This window comes from Achromobacter sp. 1L-A-4-B-C2 (assembly GCF_057291955.1).
In genome coordinates, this window is sequence record NZ_JBXAWP010000002.1 from 1,255,522 (window position 1) to 1,274,294 (window position 18,773).

General features: G+C 64.5%; 17 protein-coding genes. 3 read left to right on the forward strand and 14 right to left on the reverse strand.

The window, feature by feature from the left end; all coding sequences use genetic code 11:
* Nucleotides 1-5 precede the first annotated feature (5 nt).
* The 6 genes from AC0Z35_RS13125 to panD all read right to left on the reverse strand — a co-directional run bounded on the left by AC0Z35_RS13125 (nucleotide 6) and on the right by panD (nucleotide 7,030).
* Nucleotides 6-1,595 carry a type II secretion system protein GspD gene (locus tag AC0Z35_RS13125; protein ID WP_485132105.1) on the reverse strand — a complete coding sequence of 530 codons (1,590 nt, stop codon included), beginning with the start codon at nucleotides 1,593-1,595 and terminating at the stop codon, nucleotides 6-8.
* Nucleotides 1,592-2,554: a TrbG/VirB9 family P-type conjugative transfer protein gene (locus AC0Z35_RS13130; protein WP_485132106.1), complete on the reverse strand. Its 963-nt coding sequence runs from the start codon at nucleotides 2,552-2,554 to the stop codon at nucleotides 1,592-1,594. Before AC0Z35_RS13130 ends, AC0Z35_RS13125 begins: the two co-directional genes overlap by 4 nt.
* Before the next feature lie 211 nt (nucleotides 2,555-2,765).
* Complete coding sequence (locus AC0Z35_RS13135; protein ID WP_314359988.1) at nucleotides 2,766-4,106, reverse strand: extracellular solute-binding protein; 1,341 nt, start codon at nucleotides 4,104-4,106, stop codon at nucleotides 2,766-2,768.
* Nucleotides 4,107-4,110: 4 nt separating this feature from the next.
* The gene (locus tag AC0Z35_RS13140) at nucleotides 4,111-5,367 is read right to left on the reverse strand and encodes a D-amino acid dehydrogenase (RefSeq protein WP_120154622.1); all 1,257 of its coding nucleotides are present in this window, start codon (nucleotides 5,365-5,367) and stop codon (nucleotides 4,111-4,113) included.
* 177 nt (nucleotides 5,368-5,544) lie between these two features.
* Nucleotides 5,545-6,591: a CDP-6-deoxy-delta-3,4-glucoseen reductase gene (locus AC0Z35_RS13145; protein WP_120157421.1), complete on the reverse strand. Its 1,047-nt coding sequence runs from the start codon at nucleotides 6,589-6,591 to the stop codon at nucleotides 5,545-5,547.
* A 70-nt stretch (nucleotides 6,592-6,661) separates the two neighbouring features.
* Nucleotides 6,662-7,030 carry an aspartate 1-decarboxylase gene (panD, locus tag AC0Z35_RS13150; RefSeq protein WP_039883066.1) on the reverse strand — a complete coding sequence of 123 codons (369 nt, stop codon included), beginning with the start codon at nucleotides 7,028-7,030 and terminating at the stop codon, nucleotides 6,662-6,664.
* A gap of 212 nt (nucleotides 7,031-7,242) precedes the next feature.
* Here panD and sugE point away from each other — a divergent pair, with 212 nt between their 5' ends.
* On the forward strand, nucleotides 7,243-7,560 hold the full coding sequence (gene sugE / locus AC0Z35_RS13155) for a quaternary ammonium compound efflux SMR transporter SugE (RefSeq protein ID WP_046803706.1): 318 nt from the start codon (nucleotides 7,243-7,245) through the stop codon (nucleotides 7,558-7,560).
* Between the two features lie 52 nt (nucleotides 7,561-7,612).
* On the opposite strand, the gene AC0Z35_RS13160 is transcribed toward sugE, so the two are convergent.
* The 6 genes from AC0Z35_RS13160 to AC0Z35_RS13185 all read right to left on the reverse strand — a co-directional run bounded on the left by AC0Z35_RS13160 (nucleotide 7,613) and on the right by AC0Z35_RS13185 (nucleotide 12,546).
* Complete coding sequence (locus AC0Z35_RS13160; protein ID WP_485132107.1) at nucleotides 7,613-8,485, reverse strand: MOSC domain-containing protein; 873 nt, start codon at nucleotides 8,483-8,485, stop codon at nucleotides 7,613-7,615.
* Between the two features lie 173 nt (nucleotides 8,486-8,658).
* Nucleotides 8,659-9,585 carry an ectoine hydroxylase gene (thpD, locus tag AC0Z35_RS13165; protein ID WP_046803707.1) on the reverse strand — a complete coding sequence of 309 codons (927 nt, stop codon included), beginning with the start codon at nucleotides 9,583-9,585 and terminating at the stop codon, nucleotides 8,659-8,661.
* 15 nt (nucleotides 9,586-9,600) lie between these two features.
* Nucleotides 9,601-10,005: an ectoine synthase gene (locus AC0Z35_RS13170; RefSeq protein ID WP_006218546.1), complete on the reverse strand. Its 405-nt coding sequence runs from the start codon at nucleotides 10,003-10,005 to the stop codon at nucleotides 9,601-9,603.
* The gene (gene ectB / locus AC0Z35_RS13175; protein ID WP_104145719.1) at nucleotides 10,002-11,309 is read right to left on the reverse strand and encodes a diaminobutyrate--2-oxoglutarate transaminase; all 1,308 of its coding nucleotides are present in this window, start codon (nucleotides 11,307-11,309) and stop codon (nucleotides 10,002-10,004) included. Before ectB ends, AC0Z35_RS13170 begins: the two co-directional genes overlap by 4 nt.
* Before the next feature lie 128 nt (nucleotides 11,310-11,437).
* Nucleotides 11,438-11,998, reverse strand: coding sequence for a diaminobutyrate acetyltransferase (ectA, locus tag AC0Z35_RS13180; RefSeq protein ID WP_046803709.1), 561 nt, complete (start codon nucleotides 11,996-11,998; stop codon nucleotides 11,438-11,440).
* Nucleotides 11,995-12,546 (reverse strand): MarR family winged helix-turn-helix transcriptional regulator, encoded by a 552-nt coding sequence (locus tag AC0Z35_RS13185; protein ID WP_046803710.1) that lies wholly within the window; start codon nucleotides 12,544-12,546, stop codon nucleotides 11,995-11,997. The genes ectA and AC0Z35_RS13185 overlap by 4 nt, the downstream gene beginning before the upstream one ends.
* 288 nt (nucleotides 12,547-12,834) lie before the next feature.
* Here AC0Z35_RS13185 and AC0Z35_RS13190 point away from each other — a divergent pair, with 288 nt between their 5' ends.
* Entirely contained in the window at nucleotides 12,835-13,776 is a 942-nt protein-coding gene (locus tag AC0Z35_RS13190; RefSeq protein WP_485132108.1) for a MurR/RpiR family transcriptional regulator, read from the forward strand.
* 32 nt (nucleotides 13,777-13,808) lie between these two features.
* Nucleotides 13,809-15,155 (forward strand): aspartate aminotransferase family protein, encoded by a 1,347-nt coding sequence (locus AC0Z35_RS13195; protein ID WP_485132109.1) that lies wholly within the window; start codon nucleotides 13,809-13,811, stop codon nucleotides 15,153-15,155.
* Nucleotides 15,156-15,168: 13 nt separating this feature from the next.
* Here AC0Z35_RS13195 and AC0Z35_RS13200 read toward each other — a convergent pair whose 3' ends face one another.
* Both AC0Z35_RS13200 and parC read right to left on the reverse strand, forming a co-directional pair.
* A complete protein-coding gene (locus tag AC0Z35_RS13200; RefSeq protein ID WP_485132110.1) occupies nucleotides 15,169-16,380 on the reverse strand; it encodes a DUF418 domain-containing protein in 1,212 nt (403 codons plus the stop codon).
* Nucleotides 16,381-16,409: 29 nt separating this feature from the next.
* Nucleotides 16,410-18,740, reverse strand: a complete 2,331-nt coding sequence (gene parC / locus AC0Z35_RS13205; protein WP_046803712.1) for a DNA topoisomerase IV subunit A — start codon at nucleotides 18,738-18,740, stop codon at nucleotides 16,410-16,412.
* Nucleotides 18,741-18,773: the final 33 nt, after the last annotated feature.

The following is an 18,773-nucleotide window of genomic DNA, read 5'->3' on the forward strand; positions in this document are numbered from 1 at the left end:
GCGGCTTAGTACCCCTCTTCTACTTGGGCGGTGACGAGCATCAACGTCGTCTCGCGCGCCTGCTCGGCGCTGTCGTGCCCGCCGGTGATCAGCGGTAGCCCCGGGGCCAGGCGCTGGCCTGCATGCTGGTCGGTACTGCGGTCGAAGCCGGACAAAATCACGGGTTGCCCCGGCCGCAGCTCTATTTGCTGAACCGTGCCATTGCCGTCAATCGTGATCTGCTGCACCTGGACCTGATTGCCGCGCTCGCCAAAGGTGATGGTCTTCAGTGGTTGCGCCACCGCGTTGTCATACGCCACGGACAGCAAGATCTGGCCGTCATGCTGGATATCAGGAACCAGGGTCAGGAACGAGCCCACCGTTTCTTCTTTTTGCGTGATGGACACGGCCGGCAACGTGCCGTTGGCGCCCCCCGCCGTGGTGCCCGGCACCGCGGTGCTTTGTACGCGATCGATGTAGGAAAACGTGGTGCGAATGGCATGAGTGACCGGGCGCCGGTTAAGCGTCAAGACAGGAACCTTGTTGTGCCGGACGATCGCGCCCATTGTGCTCAGCGCAGACACCAGCGCTTGCGACCCTTGCCAGGCGCCCCGCCCCGCCGACACGTCAAGCGTGCTTGCTCCCACAGCCGCCACGGCCGGCATGGCGTAGCGCGCGGAAGCGCCCGCCGCCGCGTATAGCGCGTTCCAGTCCAGGCCACCTGAGGCCGATTGCTTGACGATGACGGTGATTTCTTCGAAGACAAGGCGTATGCGACGCGTCATGGCTTTGTTTTCGCGTTCGAGGAAGACCGCGATGCGCTCCAACGCGTCGGGAGTGTCAGTGACGACGAGGGACGATGCGCCGTCCACCGCATCGGCAATCAGGCCCGACCGCGTTAGAAACGGCGCGATGCTGGCCCGCAGCACGGCCAGCGCGTTGTGTTCCTTGGCCGCCAACGTGGTGCTGGAGGTGCTTTCGAAGCCCTCGCCGTCTGCGTTGCCGGACCTGCCCAGGCGCACATCGACCGCGCTTGCCAACGACAGCGCGCGCACGTCGAACACGCGCGTCTCGGTGCGGTAGAACTCCAGCGCGTTGCGCACGTATCGCCAATGCACCGAAAAGCGCGCGGCCAACGCGTCCAGCAAGTCGGCAAGCGGCAAGGGGCCGTCCCGGACTTCCATGCGGTACGGCGCCGGCACGGACAAGCCGCCCGTTACGGCCAGACGCGGAAGAAATTGCTCCAGCGGCAGCAACGCTTCGGGTTGCACCCGCACCGGGATGCCGGTGGCAGCGCCCAGGCGTTGCGCCAATCCGAAAAGATCGGCGTCGTCCGCAAGCATCAACGTGGTGGGCACGTTCTCGCGCAACGCGGGCGGCAGCGACACGTCTCGCGCCAAGGGTTGCGGCGTGCCGGCCACCCACGGCGCCGCCACTTCCTGCGCGGCGATGCGCGCCTGGCGGTCGGACAAGCCCTGGGCGAACGCGCGGTGATGGCCGGAGACAACATCAAGCCGTTCGTTTGCCGCCCGATTCAAGTGCGCCACCTGCTCCGTTGCCGCGCAGCCAGCTAGCGCGCAAGTCGCAGCCACCCCAAACCATTGAAGCCGGTTCATGCCCCACCCCCTTGCGCAGGCGCGGCCCGCGAACACGATTGGGCCAGCGGCACCACCCGCAGGACCTGGTTGCCGTAGAAGCAAGGCTGCAAGGGCTTGTCGGCCAGCTCGGTGGCGCTCAGCAATTCGCGGACAGCGGATTTGAAATCGCCGGAAAAATCGGCCGAGGCGGACAGGGGAATGTCCACGTCGACAGCCCAGTGTTGCGGGCGAAAGGTCCAGCCCGAATCACCGGCCCACCGCGCCAGCACGGCGCGCAGCGTAGTGTCCGGGGGTGCTGCCCGATACCTGCTGACGGCGGCAGCCGCATTTGGGCTTGGAATGGCGGATAGGGATACGCCTGAAATTGAAGTGTCTGACGTTGAAGCGGCTCCGCTTGAAACAGCTGCCGTTAAAGCGCCCGCCGTTGAAATGTCTGCCTTGGAATCGCCGGGCAAAGAAGCCGCCAGCACAGGCGCATCGCGCGTGCCCAATGGCCCTTTACCCGCCAGTTGCCCTACGCCCGCAAGCGGGACGGCGACGGCGGCTTCTGCCGACATCGAAACCGGTGCGCCTGGCGCGGCCGCAACATCGGCTGCGCGTTCGGTGTCGCGTCGGGCTTCGCGTTCAGCGCGCGCCATCAAGCGCCCGCCGCGAAACCGCAGCGCCTCCCACGCCCCCGTCACCACCGCATAAGGGTCGCGCCGCGTATAGGGCAGCGCGTGTTCGACATTGGCGCGCACCCCAAAGATGGCGGGCAAAGGTTGCCCCGGCGCGAATTGCAGCCAGACGTCCTTGCCGTCGTCGAACACCTGCATGGGCGCAACCGCCGGGTCGCCGGACAAGCGCCAATCAAAACGAAACGCGTGCGCAGCGGACCCGGCAGCCTGCCACCCCACACCGGCGCCATCATTGGCGGGCCAGCCAGTGCAAGCCCCCAGGCAGGACACGCCTGCCACCAGGAAAATGATTCGAACCATGCCTCACCGCAAGCTGAAGGCGCACCGGAATCGGTACGCATGAACGGCATGGTGGACGAGGGCAAAGCGGGCCGCCAGACTGGCATGTACGCATGGATGGATTAATCCACCCCTCCCGGACAGGCGTGCCGAAGACGAAAAAAAACCCGGTCTGAAAGACCGGGTTTTTGCGGTGGCGGCAGGCAGCTTCAGCGCTGCCCGGGCCTGTCGCTTAACGCTGCGCGGCGATGCTGCGCGCCTGCGAAGCCGCATTGTTCAATGCCGACACGGGCGGAACCTTACCTTCGAAAGCGTCGTTCAGTTGCTGGTTCAGAACGGGTTCGATGCGCGCGTAGTTGGCCATGCGGAAGCCGCGGCTGTTGCTGGCCGGACGGTTGCTCATCGACGCGATCACGGCCTGTGCGCCCGGGATGCTCTTGTAGAACGACACGTCAGACGCGCGGAACGCGGCTTCGGTCAGGGGCAGGAAGCCCGTGCGCTGATGCCATTCGGCGGCCACGACCGGCTTGGACAGCCAGGCCAGGAACTGAGCCGTTGCCTTTTCTTCGGATTGCGGGCGGCCTTCCAGCGCCCACAAAGCCGAGCCGCTGACAAACGGTTGGCCGGCAGCCTTGGTGGCCTGGTCGTAGTACGGCACCGGCGCCACGCCGAACGACAACGACTTGGTGTTCAGGAACGTGCCGAATGCGCCGGAATTGGCGGTCAGCACCGCGCATTCACCCTTGGCGAACAACTTGTCGGCCGACGCGTCGCCCGTGTGCGCCATGAACAGCAACGAACGCTTCCAGCTGACCATCAGGGAGATGTGGCGCATGTAGAGCGTGTCGAACTGCATCGCGGGCGCGGCGCTTTTCTTCGTGATCGCGTCCAGGCCGTTGTTGTTGCTGGTGAATTGCTGACCGTTGATCGGGGCCAGGTTCTCCAGGTGCACGGTGACCTGGTCGCTGGACGCGTAGGGGCAATCGATGTCGGCCACGTCGCGCAGCTTCAGCAGTTCGGCTTGCAGGCCGTTCCAGGTGCGCGCGGGGTTGTTGGGATCAAGCCCGGCCTTCTTGTAGGCGGCGGTGTTGTAGAACATCACCGGCACTTCGGCCATCCACGGGAACGCCAGCAGGCGGCCCTTGCTGTCGCGCGTGAAGCTGCTGGTGGCCGGCACGAACCAGTTCAGGTCCTTGATCGGGTACTTGGCCAGCAGTTCGTACATCGGCATGATGGCTTTGTGCTGCGCCACGACTTCCGGTGAATGGTTATCCGTCAGCTGGACCAGGTTGGGCGCCTTCTTGGCCTTGGCGGCCGATGCGGCTTCCTGTTCCAGCGCCTCTTGCGAGGCGAAACCACGCAGCTTGACGCTGACCTGGTCCTGCTCTTTGTTGTACTGCTTGGCCAGTTTTTCGAACTCGGCCTTGTTGGCGTCCGACAGTGTGTGCCAGACCTGGATTTCCACGGGTGCGGCGTTAGCCACCCCCGCCAGCGCCATCGCGGCGCCGAAGACCCATGCACGCCGGCTGGCGAACATCGCGCGGGCAACGCCCGCCAATTGCAGATTCTTCATAGGTTCACAGACCAAGAAAAGGAAATTCCGGTTCCGGCCGCCGTCCGCTGAGCAGATCGGCCAAAGCCCGGCCCGAGCCAACGCCCATCGTCCAGCCGAGCGTCCCGTGACCCGTGTTGATATACAGGTTGGGGATGCGGCTACGGCCGATGATGGGCACGTTCGAGGGAGTGGACGGGCGCAGGCCCGACCAATAACTGACGCGTTCGAAATCGAGCGCGTCGGGAAAAAGTTCTTGCGCCAGGCGCGTCATGGCTTCACAACGGCCGGTGTTCAGACTGCGCGAATATCCCGAAAGCTCGGCGGTGCCGGCCATGCGAAGACGGTCGCCCAGGCGCGAAAACACAATTTTATGGCTGCTGTCGGTCAGGCTGACCGTAGGCGTGGCTTCCGGCTTGAGCACCGGGAAGGTCGCCGAGTAGCCCTTGGCGGGATACACGTTGCACGGGATGCCCAAGGGACGCAGCAGATTGGGGCTGAAGCTGCCCATCGCCACGACATACGCGTCTGCCGAGAGGGTGCCGTAGCGGCCATCGGGTTCAATGATTTCCATGCCGTGCACGGCGCCGCCTTGCGTCAGCAAACGCGTGACTCGCGTGTTGTAGCGAAATTCGACGCCGGCGCGGGCGCAGCGTTCGGCCAGCGCGACCGAGAACAAGTGGACGTCGCCGCTTTCGTCTTCAGGCGTGTAATCACCGCCCACGATGGTCTGGCGGTGCGGGGCCAGGGCCGGTTCGATGGCGATGACCTCGTCTGCCGTGACCACGCGGCGCTCGACGCCGAAATCGCGCATCAGGCCGGCGGCCCGTTGCGAGTTTTCGAATTCGTGGGGATCGCGGTAGAAGTTCAGGATGCCGCGTTCAAGGTGGTCGTATTCGATGCCCAGTTCCGCGCGCATGCTGCGCAGCGTGGCGCGGCTGTACTCGGCCATGCGCACCATGGCCCGAATATTCGGAGCCAGCCGGCCGGGCAGGCACTCACGCAGGAAGGCCAGGCCCCACATCCATTGACGCCAGTCCAGCTGCGGCCGGAACAGCAAGGGCGCGTTGTCCTGGAACATCCATTTGAGCAGCTTGAGCGGCGCCTGCGGATTGGCCCAGGGTTCGGCATAGGAAACCGAAATCTGCGCGCCATTGGCAAGGCTGGTTTCCTGGGCGGGACCGGTGCAGCGATCAATGACCACAACGTCGTGGCCGGCCTGGTTCAGCCACCAGGCGCTGGAGATTCCGATAATGCCGCTACCCAATACCGCTACTTTCATGCCCGCATTGCTCCTTGCATGCCAAGTCGGCTACGGACCCGATGTCCGCCCCTTTGGCAAGCCGCTGCGAAGGCAGTTTACCCCGCCGATTTGCCTTCGCCTACGTATAAAAAAGGGGCGGAAGTCACGAAGCTTTTCAGCCTGTGAATTCCCCCCCGATGATTCCCGTGGTCCGATTTACGACGCGGCTTTCGCCAGGTCGGCCTCGGACGTGAAGGCATCCGCGTAGAACTCTTCCGGCGGCAGCCCGTTCTGCACGCTGAATTCGCGACGCGCGGCATCCACCATCAGCGGCGTGCCGCAGGCATAGACTTGATGGCCGGACAGGTCCGCGATGTCTTGCATGACGGCTTCATGGACGAAGCCGGTGCGCCCCGACCAGCCGTCTTCGGGCAGCGCATTGGACACCACCGGTACGTACTTGAAGTTCGGCAGCAGGCCAGACCAGGACTGCGCCAGTGCGTCCATGTACAAGTCTTGGGGACGGCGGCCGCCCCAGTACAGCGTGACCGGGCGCGCAATGCTCTTGTGGATCATGTGCTCGACGATGGCCTTCACAGGCGCAAAGCCCGTGCCGCTAGCCAGCAGCACGATGGGCTTGTCGCTGTCTTCGCGCAGGAAGAAAGAGCCGAACGGCCCTTCCAGCCGCAGGATCTCGCGTTCCTTCATCTGCGTAGTGCCGGCGCCGAATACATGGTCCGTGAAAAGCCCGCCCGGCATGTGCCGGATGTGCAGTTCAAGCGGGCTGCCGGTATGCGGCGCACCAGCCATCGAGTAGCTGCGACGACGCCCGTCTTTCAGGATGACTTCGATGTACTGCCCCGCGTAATAGCGGAACTGCTCGGAAGCAGGCAGTTGCAACTTAAGCACGGTGACATCGGGCGCCACGCGTTCCAGCGTCTGCACGCGCGACGGCAGCTTGCGAATCTGGATGTCGCTGGCCAGCCGGACTTCGGTGGATTCAACCACCATGTCGGACGCGGGCCGGGCCTGGCAAAACAGCGTGTAGCCGTTGGCCAGTTCTTCCGGCGACAGGATCTGGGCAGGATATTGCCCGGCGTCGAACTCCCCGGACACCACTTTGCCCTTGCAGGTGGAGCACGCGCCGTTGCGACAGCTGTAGGGCAGCACGATGCCGGCGGCCAAGGCGCCGTCGAGCACGGTCTGGCCGGGCTCAACCGGGAATTGATGCTTGCTGGGTTGGATGATGACCTGGAAGCTCATGATGAAATGGTTCAGGGTTGACGAAAGCGCCATCCGGCCAGGCCGAAATGGCGCGTTGCCCGGCCCGGCCTCAGGCCGGGAACTTGCGAATTTCCTTGACGCGATTCGCGTCGTCCACCAGCACGACCTGCGGCTTGTGCTTGGCGGAGTCTTCTTCGGACATCGGCCCGTAGGTGCAGATGATCAACAGATCGCCCACCTGGGCCCGGCGCGCGGCCGCGCCGTTCAGCGAGATGGCGCCGCTGCCGCGGGCCGCCTTGATGATGTAGGTGTCGAAGCGTTCGCCATTGGTGACGTTGTAGAGTTCGATGCGTTCGAACTCGCGCATGCCGGCAGCGTCCAGCAGATCTTCGTCGATGCCGCATGAGCCTTCGTAGTGAAGGTCGGCTTCGGTGACCGTGACGCGATGTAGCTTTGCCCGCAGCATGATGCGTTGCATGATGGAAATTCCTGGTTCGCGGTCCGGTCCGCGACGTGTTGCTTAAGTGATGCCCGGCATCCGGTTTTGCCGTTGGAAGCCGGTATTCTATAATTTTTGCCGCAGCGGGACGGCCCGTTGCTGCGCACGGTCAAACGACCGGTGTTTTTTTTATCCGGGGACGACCCCTTATTGCCGGCGCAACGCCGGCAGCGCAACAGAAGGAGTCGTCAATGACCTGGATCATCCTGGTGCTAGCGGGCCTGTTTGAAATCGTCTGGGCCGTGGGCCTGAAATACACCCATGGCTTCACCCGCCTCTGGCCGTCCCTGATTACTGCGGGCGGCATGGCCATCAGCGTGTGGCTGCTGGCTGTCGCCATGAAAACGTTGCCGCTGGGCACCGCCTACGCCGTGTGGGTGGGCATCGGCACCGTGGGCGCCTTCGTGGCCGGTATCGTGCTGTTCGGCGAGTCCACGAGCTGGATGCGCATCGTCAGCGTGGCCCTGATTGTGCTGGGTCTGATCGGCCTGAAGTTGTCTTCGGCGTAATCCGCACAGGTGTCTTCGGCGTGACCGAAGACACCCCCTGCCCGACGACCGGTCAGAAATCCAGTTCGATCTCGACCGCGTCGCCGACTTTCAAGCGCGCGCCGGCCGGCGCGTCCAGAATGGCGTTCTGGCCGAACACCACCCCGATATCCAGATTGCGATAGCCCGCCAGCGTACGGCCGGGCTCGTCGTGCTGCTGGGCGGTGCGCTGGTCGATGTCGGGAATCGAGCAACGGGTGCACGGCTTGACGAACGCCATCCGAACGCCCGCTGCCGTGATCATGGCGGTATGGTCTTCCTCGAAGGGTTCCCATTCGCCCTCGACCACGATGTTGGGCCGGAAACGGTCCATGGGCACCGGCGCCACGCCCTTGGCTTGCAGGCGCGCGTTCAGGTCATCCAGCGAGGCCTGGTTGGCGATCAGCAGCGGGAAACCATCGGCAAAGCCGAAGTGGTGTTTGCCCACGAAGGCGTCCGCCAGATCGGGATGCGCATCCACCCAGCGCGATACCCAGTCGGGCTTGGCGTTGCGCGCGGCAGCGCTGTCCACCTTCAGCAAGCGGCACGGCGTTTTCAGGAATTCAGAAAACCATTGGCCCGTGGCGGCGCTTTCGTGGCGCGCCGCTATCGTGTCGGCCCAGACCGCCACGGTTTGCGCGCCGGGCTCGATGCCGGATTCATCCAGGGGCACGTCCAGATCGGGCATGCCGGGCGCGCTGATGCGAAGCGCATCGGCGGTCAGCGCCGTGCGGATCAGGGCCATCGCCGGCCATTGGCGCTGCGTCATGAACTGCCCATCGGCGCCGATCAGCATCCAGCGACGGTCGTAAGCCAGGCCGGCCCGGTCGATGGGCGACTCCGCCAGATCGATGCCGGCGCAAGATTTGATCGGGTAAATGTGCAAGCTCAGGATACGGGCGGACATGGCGGCATCGCTTTGGCGTGAGGGGAATCCGCGCAAGAATAGCAGAGAGCGGACGCCGGCATCGGTCGAATTTCAGGCGCCGCACCGCGCATGAAAAAACCCGGGCAAGGCCCGGGTTCGGTGTGGGAGGTACAACCCGCCAAGGTCCGACGCGGCGGGCTGAACGCGGTGGATCAGCCGCCCACCAGCTTCAGCGTATCCAGCGGCGTCACCGCCTTAAAGCCCTTGCGCGTCGCGATATGTTCGGGGCGCGGCGTCAGGCCGTACTTGGGCGGGTTCAAGGTGTTCTCCATGCTGTTGTAGACCATGAAGACATTGGCGCGCGGCCACGGCGAGATATTGCTGTTCGAGCCGTGCATGGTGTTGCAGTCGAAAAACACCACCGAACCCGCCTTGGCGGTCATCGAGCGGATGCCGCCCTGCTCTACCAGCAATTGCAGGCTGACCGGGTCCGGCACCCCGTATTCCTGCTTTTTCAGCGATTGCTTGTAGTGCTCGTTCGGGGTTTCGCCCACGCACGAGATGAACTGGCGGTGCGAGCCGGGCACCAGCATCAACGGGCCGTTGCACTCGTTGTTGTCGGTCAGCAGCACCGAGCAGCTCAGCGCGCGCATCGACGGCATGCCGTCTTCCACGTGCCACGTCTCGAAGTCCGAGTGCCAGTAGAACTCTTTGCCCTTGAAGCCGGGCTTCATGTTGGCGCGCGACTGGTGAATGTATACCTCGGAGCCCAGGATCTGCCGCGCCACGTTGACCAGGCGCGGGTCGCGCACCAGGCGCGACAGCACGGGGTTCAACACATGCACCATGAAGATGGAGCGCACGGCATTGCTGCCGGGTTCAGTGATGGATTCCTCACGCCGGATGATCGACGGGTCGCGCGTCATGCGCTCGACCTCGGCGGACAGCGCGCGGATCTCTTCTTCGGAAAACAGGTTTTCCAACAAGAGAAAGCCGTCGCGCTCATACTGCCCGACCTGTTCGCCGGACAAGGCGTTGGCGTACTTGCCGTCGCCATAGACCACCGGGTCCTGGCGGGCAATGATGGCGGAGCCCCGGTCCGTACGGGAGGCGTACGGATCCTTTGCAGGTGAGATCATGCGAACCTCCTTGTATCAAGCCGCTTTGGCTTCGGCTTCAGGCAAGGCGTAGACGCCTTCTTTGTCGTGCACTTCCTGGCCGGTCAGCGGGGGGTTGAAGACGCAGATGACGCGCAGCGGCTCTTTGCCGCCGCACAGCCAGTGCTCGTCGTGTTCGTTCAGCGCGTAGACCACGCCGGGGCCCAGGTCATACTTCTTGCCGTCGGCGATGGTCTCGATGGAACCGTCGCCTTCAATGCACCACACCGCTTCAAGATGGTTCTTGTAGTGGATGTGCGTGCGGCCGCCGGGAAAGATGGTGGTCTCGTGGAAGGAAAAGCCCATGCCGTCCTTCTTGAGCAGCACGCGGCGGCTGACCCAGGTGTCGGTACGGACTTCGTCGGCGGTGCCGATCACATCTTTGACATTGCGTACGATCATTGACGTTTTCCTCCAAATTTAAGAATGCGGGCGGACTGGCCTTCTTCTGCCAGCGCGTCGGCCACGCTGGCCTCGATGATGTCCAGGCCCTTGCTCAACAAATCTTCTTCAATCGTCAGCGCCGGCAGCAGCTTGAGCACTTCGTCATGCGCGCCCGAGGTCTCGATGACGACGCCCTTCTTGAATGCCTGCTGCGCGATGCGATTGGCCAGCGCGGGCGTGGTGTTGCATACCAGGCCCTGGATCAGGCCACGGCCGCGCACCGACAGGCCCGCGTTGGGATAGCTGTGGACCAGGTTTTCCAGCCAGTCACGCACCGTGCGTTCCTTGCGCTGGATGTCGGCCGTGAAGGCGGTGTTGGCCCAATAGGTTTCCAAGGCCTGCGTGGCGGTGACGAACGCCAGGTTGTTGCCGCGGAACGTGCCGCTGTGGGCGCCCGGCTTCCAGATATCCAGCTCGGGCTTCATCAGCACCAAGGACATCGGCAGGCCGAAACCAGACAGCGACTTGGACAGCGTGATGATGTCCGGGCGAATGCCGGCGGCTTCAAAGCTGAAGAAGGTGCCGGTACGGCCGCAGCCCACCTGGATGTCGTCCACGATCAGCAGCATGTCGTGGCGCTTGCACAGCTTTTCCAGCTCTTTCAGCCAGCGTAGCGTGGCAACGTTGACGCCGCCTTCGCCCTGCACGGTTTCAACAATGACGGCGGCGGGCTTGTCCATGCCGCTGCTGGGATCTTCCAGCATGCGTTCCAGGTAGGCCATCGTGTCCACGTCGGGACCGAAGTAGCCGTCATAGGGCATGAACGTGGTGTTGCCCAGCGCATAGCCGGACGCTTCGCGGAACTTCATGTTGGCCGTCACGGCCAGCGAACCGCCGCTGACGCCGTGAAAGCCATGCGTGAACGAAATCACATTCGAACGGCCCTTGACCTGGCGCGCGATCTTCAGCGCGGCTTCCACGGCATTGGTGCCGGTGGGGCCGGTGAATTGCAGCGTGTATTGCCAGTTGCGCGGCTTGAGCAGCACGCGATCCACCGTCTCCAGGAAACGCTTCTTCGCGCTGGTCGCCATGTCCAGGCCGTGGACGACGCCGTCCGCCTGCACATACTCCAGCAGTTTTTCCTTGAGAACAGGATTGTTGTGGCCGTAGTTCAGCGTGCCTGCGCCGCTGAAGAAATCGATGTACTCGGTGCCGTCTTCGTCGATCAGCGTCGAGCCTCGGGCCTGGCTGAATATCACGGGGAACGACCGAATGTAGCCCCGCACTTCGGATTCCATCCGGTCAAAGATTTTCAGGTCCATATGATCAATCCTCCCTTTTTCATCTCATAAGTTGAATAGACGGCACGATCCCTCCGGATGCGGTGAACGCATTCGGACAGGCATTGCCATCCCGGTAATTTCGATAAGTCCGCTGGGGTTGCGCTGCCCTACGGGGCAGGCAATGCGAACGGGCCTATCCTCAACAACATCTCGTCGTCATGGTCCGCGCCGCCAAACAATTGCCGGTCGAAGAACGGCTGTTCGGAAACGTGGGCGCCAAGCTCGCCGGCCAGGCCGGTAAAGCTGCGGCGCGATGCCTGGTTGTCAGGCCCCACCGTGGTTTCAAGATATCGAACATGCTCGAGCCCCTTGCGCTGCAAGAGTTCGCGAAGCATGGCGCGGCCCAACCGATGGCCGCGTGCGCGGGTGTGCACCGCAACCTGCCAGACGAACAACACGTCGGGGCGGGTCGGGATCACATAAGCGGAGATAAAACCGTCGATACGTCCGCCGGCACTTTCGGCGATGACGCAGGTGTCGCTGAAATGCTCACCAAGGAGCAAGTAGGCGTAGAGGGAATTCAGGTCGAGCGGCGGGCACTCGGAAATGAGCTGGTGAATGGCGGCGCCGTCTTTGCGGGTGGGCAGACGCATCGTATGGGTCTGCGCGCGAACCGCCGGCGCCACGGCACTTGAGAGATGGGGGGTGTCCAGTTCGTTTTTCTTCATGCAACGATTCCCGATTCTGGGGGTGCCCCGCCCGTGGGCACTTCAAGGATGGGCGACGATACATCGCCGTGCGGTTCCGCTGCGACTGCCTGGCCTTCCTGCTCCATCAGCGCCACGATGCGTTCCAGCGATAGCGTGATGGTGGCTTGCTCAAGCTCGGGCAACGCGTTCAATGCGTCGGCCAGATGCTTTTGCAGGGGAGACGGGGCGCCTTGGGCCAATTCGCGGCCGGCGTCCGTGGCAGTAACGAAAACAATGCGGCGATCTTCGCGGCCGCGTTCACGGCGGATCAAACCCTTGTCTTCCAGGCGGTCCAGGATGCCAACCACCGTACTGGGGCTGACATGCATTTCACGGCTGATGGCCGTGGCCGTCATCGGGCCATTGGCCATTACCGTGCGCAGACACATCAACTGCGGAGCAGTGATATGGCTGACCGCGGACAACTGTCGCGAGTGCAATGCGATCGAACGCGTGATGCGGCGCAGGGCTCGCAAAATGCGCAGGTCGTACTGCTGGGAGGGATCAGTGTTCGCGGGGCTGGTCATGGAAGAGAAAGGTTCGGTCAAATTCATTTCTACACGAATGATATGCGCCCGATGTATTCACGTCAAACAAAAAACCCGCGCACGATGTAAATAAATGAACACGGATTTGCAGAAGATATAAGCAAATTTCCCGGACTTGCGAGAGGAGCAAGTGGCGTGCTCAAGGCGCCGCCGCGTGGGCTCGAACCGCATCGCCGCACGGGAAATGCCGAGAAAAAAAACAATTGTTTTATTTAAATCCGCGGATATATCATTTGTTTTTAATCGGTACATCCCGGCCTTACCCACATGTCATTGCCCCCTGACCTCATCCCGACCTTGCAGCAAAAAATCGAAGGACTGCCACCGGAGCTGCAACGCGCGGCGCATTGGGTGGCGGCGCATCCGGCGCAAGTGGGGTTGTGGTCGATGCGGCGTCAAGCCCAGGCGCTGGGCGTGGCGCCGGCCACCATGCTGCGGCTGGCGCGGGCGCTGGGCTACTCCAGCTACGAAGCATTTAGACAGCCTTTCCAACAAGCGCTTGCCGGCAATAGCGGGCAAGCCCAGCCGGGCCTGCGTGATCGCGCCGCCGCGCTGCAAGCAGCGGCCGGCGATGCCGCCACGCCGGGCCACGACGCCTTGACCGACTACCAGGTCCAGGCGGTGACGTCAGTGTGCGCCCTGAACCAGGCGTCCGCATTCGACGCTGCCGTCCAGACTTTGCTGAACGCCCGGCAGGTGGGTTTTCTGGGTACGCGTTCCGCTTTCGGCATCGCGTTCCAGATGCGCTACGCCTATCAGTTGGTGCGCCGTAACAGCGTGCTGATCGACGGCCTGGGCGGGGCGCCAGCCGAACAGGCCGACGGCCTGGTCGCTGGCGACGCGCTCATCGTGATCTCGCAAGCGCCCTACCCCACCGCCACCGTGCAACTGGCACGCCAAGCGGCGCAGCGGGGCGTGGCGCTGATCGCCCTGACCGACGACCCCTTGTCGCCGCTGGCCGTGGACGCACGCCACACGCTGCGCTTCGCCCCGCCCGACCGCGACGGCGTGCAGGCGAACCCGGCCCGCCGAGGCCCCGGCTCGTTCTTTCACACCACCGCCGGCTTGCTCGGCTTGGCCGAACATCTGATCGCCAGGTTGACGGCTCGCGGCGGCGCGGACGTCCTGAACCGCCTGACCGAAGTGGAACAGCGCCTGCGCGCCGACAACGTCTATTGGACCGCCCCAACGTCCCGCCGCCCCGGCTGACTTCAACCCTCACCTTTGCCAAACGGATTGCCATGAGCCACTCCCACGTTCTGCATCGTTCCCTACGCCAGACGCCCCCTGTCGCCGTCAAAGGCCAAGGCGTGTGGATCCACGACAGCGCCGGCCGCGCGTACCTGGACGGTTCCGGCGGCGCCGCCGTGTCCTGTCTTGGGCATAACCATCCCGACGTCCAGGCCGCCATGCACGCCCAGATCGACGCGCTGGCCTATGCCCACACCAGCTTCTTCACGACCGACGTCGCCGAACAGCTGGCCGCACGGTTGGTGGAGGACGCGCCGCAGGGCATTTCGCACGCGTACTTCGTGTCGGGCGGGTCCGAGGCGGTCGAGGCCGCGCTGAAGATGGCGCGGCAGTACTTTGTGGAAATCGGCCAACCGCAACGGCGCCATATCGTGGCGCGCCGCCAGAGCTACCACGGCAACACGCTGGGCGCGCTGGCGGTAGGCGGCAACGCGTGGCGCCGCGCGCAATTCGCGCCGCTGCTGATAGACGTGGAGCACGTGTCGCCCTGCTACGCGTATCGCGACCAGCAAAGCGGCGAAAGCGCCGAGCAGTACGGCGAACGCCTGGCGCGGGAACTGGAACAGACCTTTGAGAAGCTGGGCCCCGACACCGTAATGGCGTTCGTGGCCGAGCCGGTGGTGGGTGCGACCAGCGGCGCCGTCACCGCCGTGCCCGGCTACTTCAAGCGCGTGCGCGAGGTCTGCGACCGCCACGGCGTGCTGCTGATTGCCGACGAAGTGATGTGCGGCATGGGCCGCACGGGCACGCTGTACGCGGTGGAACAGGAAGGCATCGTGCCCGACCTCATCACCATCGCCAAGGGCCTGGGTGGCGGCTATCAGCCCATTGGCGCCGTGATGGCCCAGCAGCGCATCGTGGACGCCATGCAGCAAGGCAGCGGCTTCTTCCAACATGGGCACACCTATCTGGGCCACGCCATCGCCTGCGCGGCCTCGCTTGCCGTACAAGACGTGATCCGCCGCGACAACCTGCTGCAACGCGTGCGCGAACAAGGCGCGGGTCTGCGACGGCGGCTGGAGCAGGCGCTGGGCCGGCATCCGCAGGTGGGCGACATCCGTGGCCGAGGCCTGTTCATGGGGATTGAGCTGGTGCAAGACCGCGCCACCAAGCAGACCTTCGACCCCGCGTTGGCGCTACACGCGCGCATCAAGCGCGAAGCCATGGCGCAGGGGCTGATGGTGTACCCGATGGGCGGCACCATCGACGGGCGCCAGGGCGACCACGTGTTGCTGGCCCCGCCGTTCATCATTTCCGATGACGAGCTGGACCAACTGACCGAACGACTGGTTGGCGCCATCGACACGGCGCTGAACGCGGTCCGCCGCGACGTGTGATCCGGTATGCCGATCAGCCCGCTCGCGCGCGCCGCCAAGGCGGTAACGCCCCGATGGTCAGCGCGCGCAAAAACCACTCCACGGGGCCGTATGCGTGATGCTTTAACCACCATGCGGACCACGGCAGCTGCGCGGCGAATATGGCGACCGCGATGCCCACGGTTGCCAGCGGCGACACCGACGCAAACAGGCGCAGCCCCCAACCGGTGAACAGGAACGCGCAAATGACCGACTGCATCAGGTAGTTGCTTAACGCCATCCGCCCTGCCGGCGCCAGCCACGCCGCCAAACCGCCCAACGCGCGGGTACGGAACGCCAGCAGAAACGCGGCGGCGTACGACATGCTTAACAGCGGCGCCGTCAGCAAGTCCGCCGCCAGCCCGGGCAATTCCCAGGCGGCACCGGCAAACGGCAGGGACGAGGTCGCATACAACGCCGACCCCGCCAGGCCGGGCAGCAAGCCGAACGCGCACAGCAGCCACAGCACGCGCGGTTGCCGCCACGGGTCGGCCAGCGCTTGGCGCCGGCCCAGCGCGTAACCGGCGAGGAACATCGCGAAGACGAACGGCCCTTGCACGAACAACACCATGAACCACACCGAGGTCGTCAATTCCTTGATGTGCTGCGAGATGGTTGTGCCAATCGTGCCGCGATACGCCTCGATGGACGCCAGCGCGTCGGCCCAGTACTGCGCCTCGTAGCCGGCGGGCACGGGGTCCAGGAAACTGAGCAGGCCCAGCACCCCCCACGCCGTTGCGGCCAGCACGATCAGCCACAGCGCGGTGTGCAGCGCATGCCGGGGTGCGATCCGGCGGCACGCCAGCAAGCCCAGGCCTAACAAGGCGTAGGTCAGCAGGATGTCGCCTTGGTAGAACAGCACGGCGTGCAGTGCGCCCAGCACGGCCAGTCCAGCCAGCCGACGCACAAAGCGCGGGGCGAAGGCCGCCTGGCTGCGTTCAGCCGCCGCCATCTGCAACGTGAAGCTGTAGCCGAACAGAAAGGAAAACAGCAGGTAGAACTTGGTTTCGAACAGGCAGGCAATCAGCCAGCGCACCACCAAGTCCAGCGGGCGGGAGTAGGTCGGATCGGCCATGCCCGCGCCGTAGAACGGCGACGAGAAAACGCCGATGTTCACGACCAGGATGCCGAAAAGCGCAAAGCCGCGCAGCGCATCCACGTGCGCCAGGCGGCTGGCGGGCATGGCATGCGCGGCGGCGTGAGTCATGGGCGCGCGCCCCGGCATGGCCTGTGGCCTTACCCCAGCACGGGCGACAAGACCGGCTGCTTGGGGCGCACGTCCAGCTGACGGCCCTTGCGCGCGCGCTTGCCCACATACGGCGCCAGCGCGTCACCCACCAGGATGTCTTCGGTCAGCTTGTTGCGATAGATGCCCGTGGCGCGCAGGCCGCGAGCGCCAATCGGCACGGTCTGGTCCAGCTTGTCCGACGCGTCCAGACCCATCAGGATGGTGCCACGGCCCCCGCCCGACAAGGACTTGCATTCGTCCAACCCAAACACCAGGAACTTGCCCTTGGCCGACAGCAGCGCCAGTTGCGTGGCGCCGTCGAACAAGGGCACCGGGCGCAGCATTTCATCGCCGGTTTCCAGCGTGATGAACTGCTTGCCGGCGCGCTGGCGGCTGACCATGTCGGACAGCTTGGCCGCAAAGCCATAGCCGCCGCGCGTAGCCAACAGCCAACGCGATTCGGGCGCGGCCGCGATCGTGTGCACGATGCGCGTGCCGGATTCCAGATCGATCATCGTCGTGACCGGCTGGCCGTCACCCCGCGCCGAGGGCAGGCCCGCGACCGGCACCGAATACACCCGACCGTTGTCGCCCATGGCGATCAGCGTGTCGGTGGTGCGGCATTCGAAGGCGCCGTACAGGTCGTCGCCCTGCTTGAAGGTGAACTGCGCGGCATCGTGGCCGTGGCCCTGACGTGCACGCAGCCAGCCCTTTTGCGACACGATCACCGTCACCGGTTCGTCCAGCACCTTGGTTTCGAGCACGGCGCGTTCGGCCGTTTCGATCAACGTGCGGCGGTCGTCGCCATACTGCTTGGCGTCGGCCTCGATTTCCTTGATCAGCAGGCGCTTGAGCGTCGTCGGATTGTCCAGCAGTTCCTGCAACGAAATCTGGTCCTTGCGCTTGTCGGCCAGTTCCTGCTCGATCTTGAAGCCTTCAAGGCGAGCCAGCTGGCGCAAGCGCATTTCCAGAATGTCTTCGGCCTGGCGCTCGGACAGCTTGAAGCGTTCCATCAGCGCCGCGCGCGGCTCGTCGGATTCGCGGATCGTCTGGATGACTTCGTCCACGTTCAGGTAGACCAGCATGCGGCCTTCCAGCACGTGGATGCGGTCGGTGACCTTGTCCAGGCGGAAACGCGTGCGGCGCACCACGGTGTTGGTGCGGAACGCCACCCATTCGACCAGGATGTCGCGCAGGCCCTTCTGGCGCGGCCGGCCGTCGGTGCCGATACACACCAGGTTGATCGACGAGCTGCTTTCCATGCTGGTCTGCGCCAGCAGCGTGTTGACGAATTCGTCACGGTCCACGCGCGAAGTCTTGGGTTCGAAGACCAGACGCACCGCCGCATCCTTGCCGGACTCGTCACGCACGGCGTCCAGCAGGTTCAGCATCACGGCCTTGGCCTGGGTCTGCTCGGGCGTCAGGCTCTTCTTGCCGGACTTGACCTTGGGATTGGTGATTTCCTCGATCTCTTCCAGCACCTTCTGGCCCGAGGTGCCCGGGGGCAATTCGGTGATGACCAGCTGCCATTGGCCGCGCGCCATTTCTTCGAACTGCCAGCGCGCACGCACCTTCAGGGACCCCCGGCCCGCGCCGTAGATCTGCGCGATATCGGCGGCCGGCGTGATGATCTGGCCGCCACCGGCAAAGTCGGGGCCGGGAATCATGGCGTGCAATTCGGCGTCCGGCAATTGCGGATGCTTGATCAGCGCCACGCAGGCCTGCGCCACCTCGCGCAGGTTGTGCGGCGGCACCTCGGTGGCCATGCCCACGGCAATGCCGGATGCGCCGTTCAGCAGCATCATGGGCAGCCGCGCGGGCAGCATTTGCGGTTCTTGCTGGCTGCCGTCGTAGTTGGGCACGAAGTCGACCGTGCCTTCATCCAGCTCATCAAGCAGCAGCTTGGCGATCGGCGTCAGGCGCGCCTCGGTGTATCGCATGGCGGCGGCGTTGTCGCCGTCGCGCGAACCGAAGTTGCCCTGGCCGTCGATCAGCGGATATCGCAGCGAGAAGTCCTGCGCCATGCGCACCATGGCGTCATAGGCCGCCTGGTCGCCGTGCGGGTGGTACTTGCCCAGCACGTCGCCCACCACGCGCGCGGACTTCACCGGCTTGGCGCCGGCGGCCAGCCCCATCGCCTGCATGGCGAACAGGATGCGGCGTTGCACGGGCTTTTGCCCGTCGCCCACGTCGGGCAAGGCGCGGCCGCGCACCACGGACACCGCGTAGTCCAGATAAGCCTGCTCCGCGTAGCGCGCCAGCGTGATGGCGGCATTGGCATCGCCGTCGCCATCGGGCGGGGTGGGGTCGAACAGGCCGGGTTGATTGCTGTCGGTCATGGTTATTCAGGTAGACAATTTCATCGAAACGGC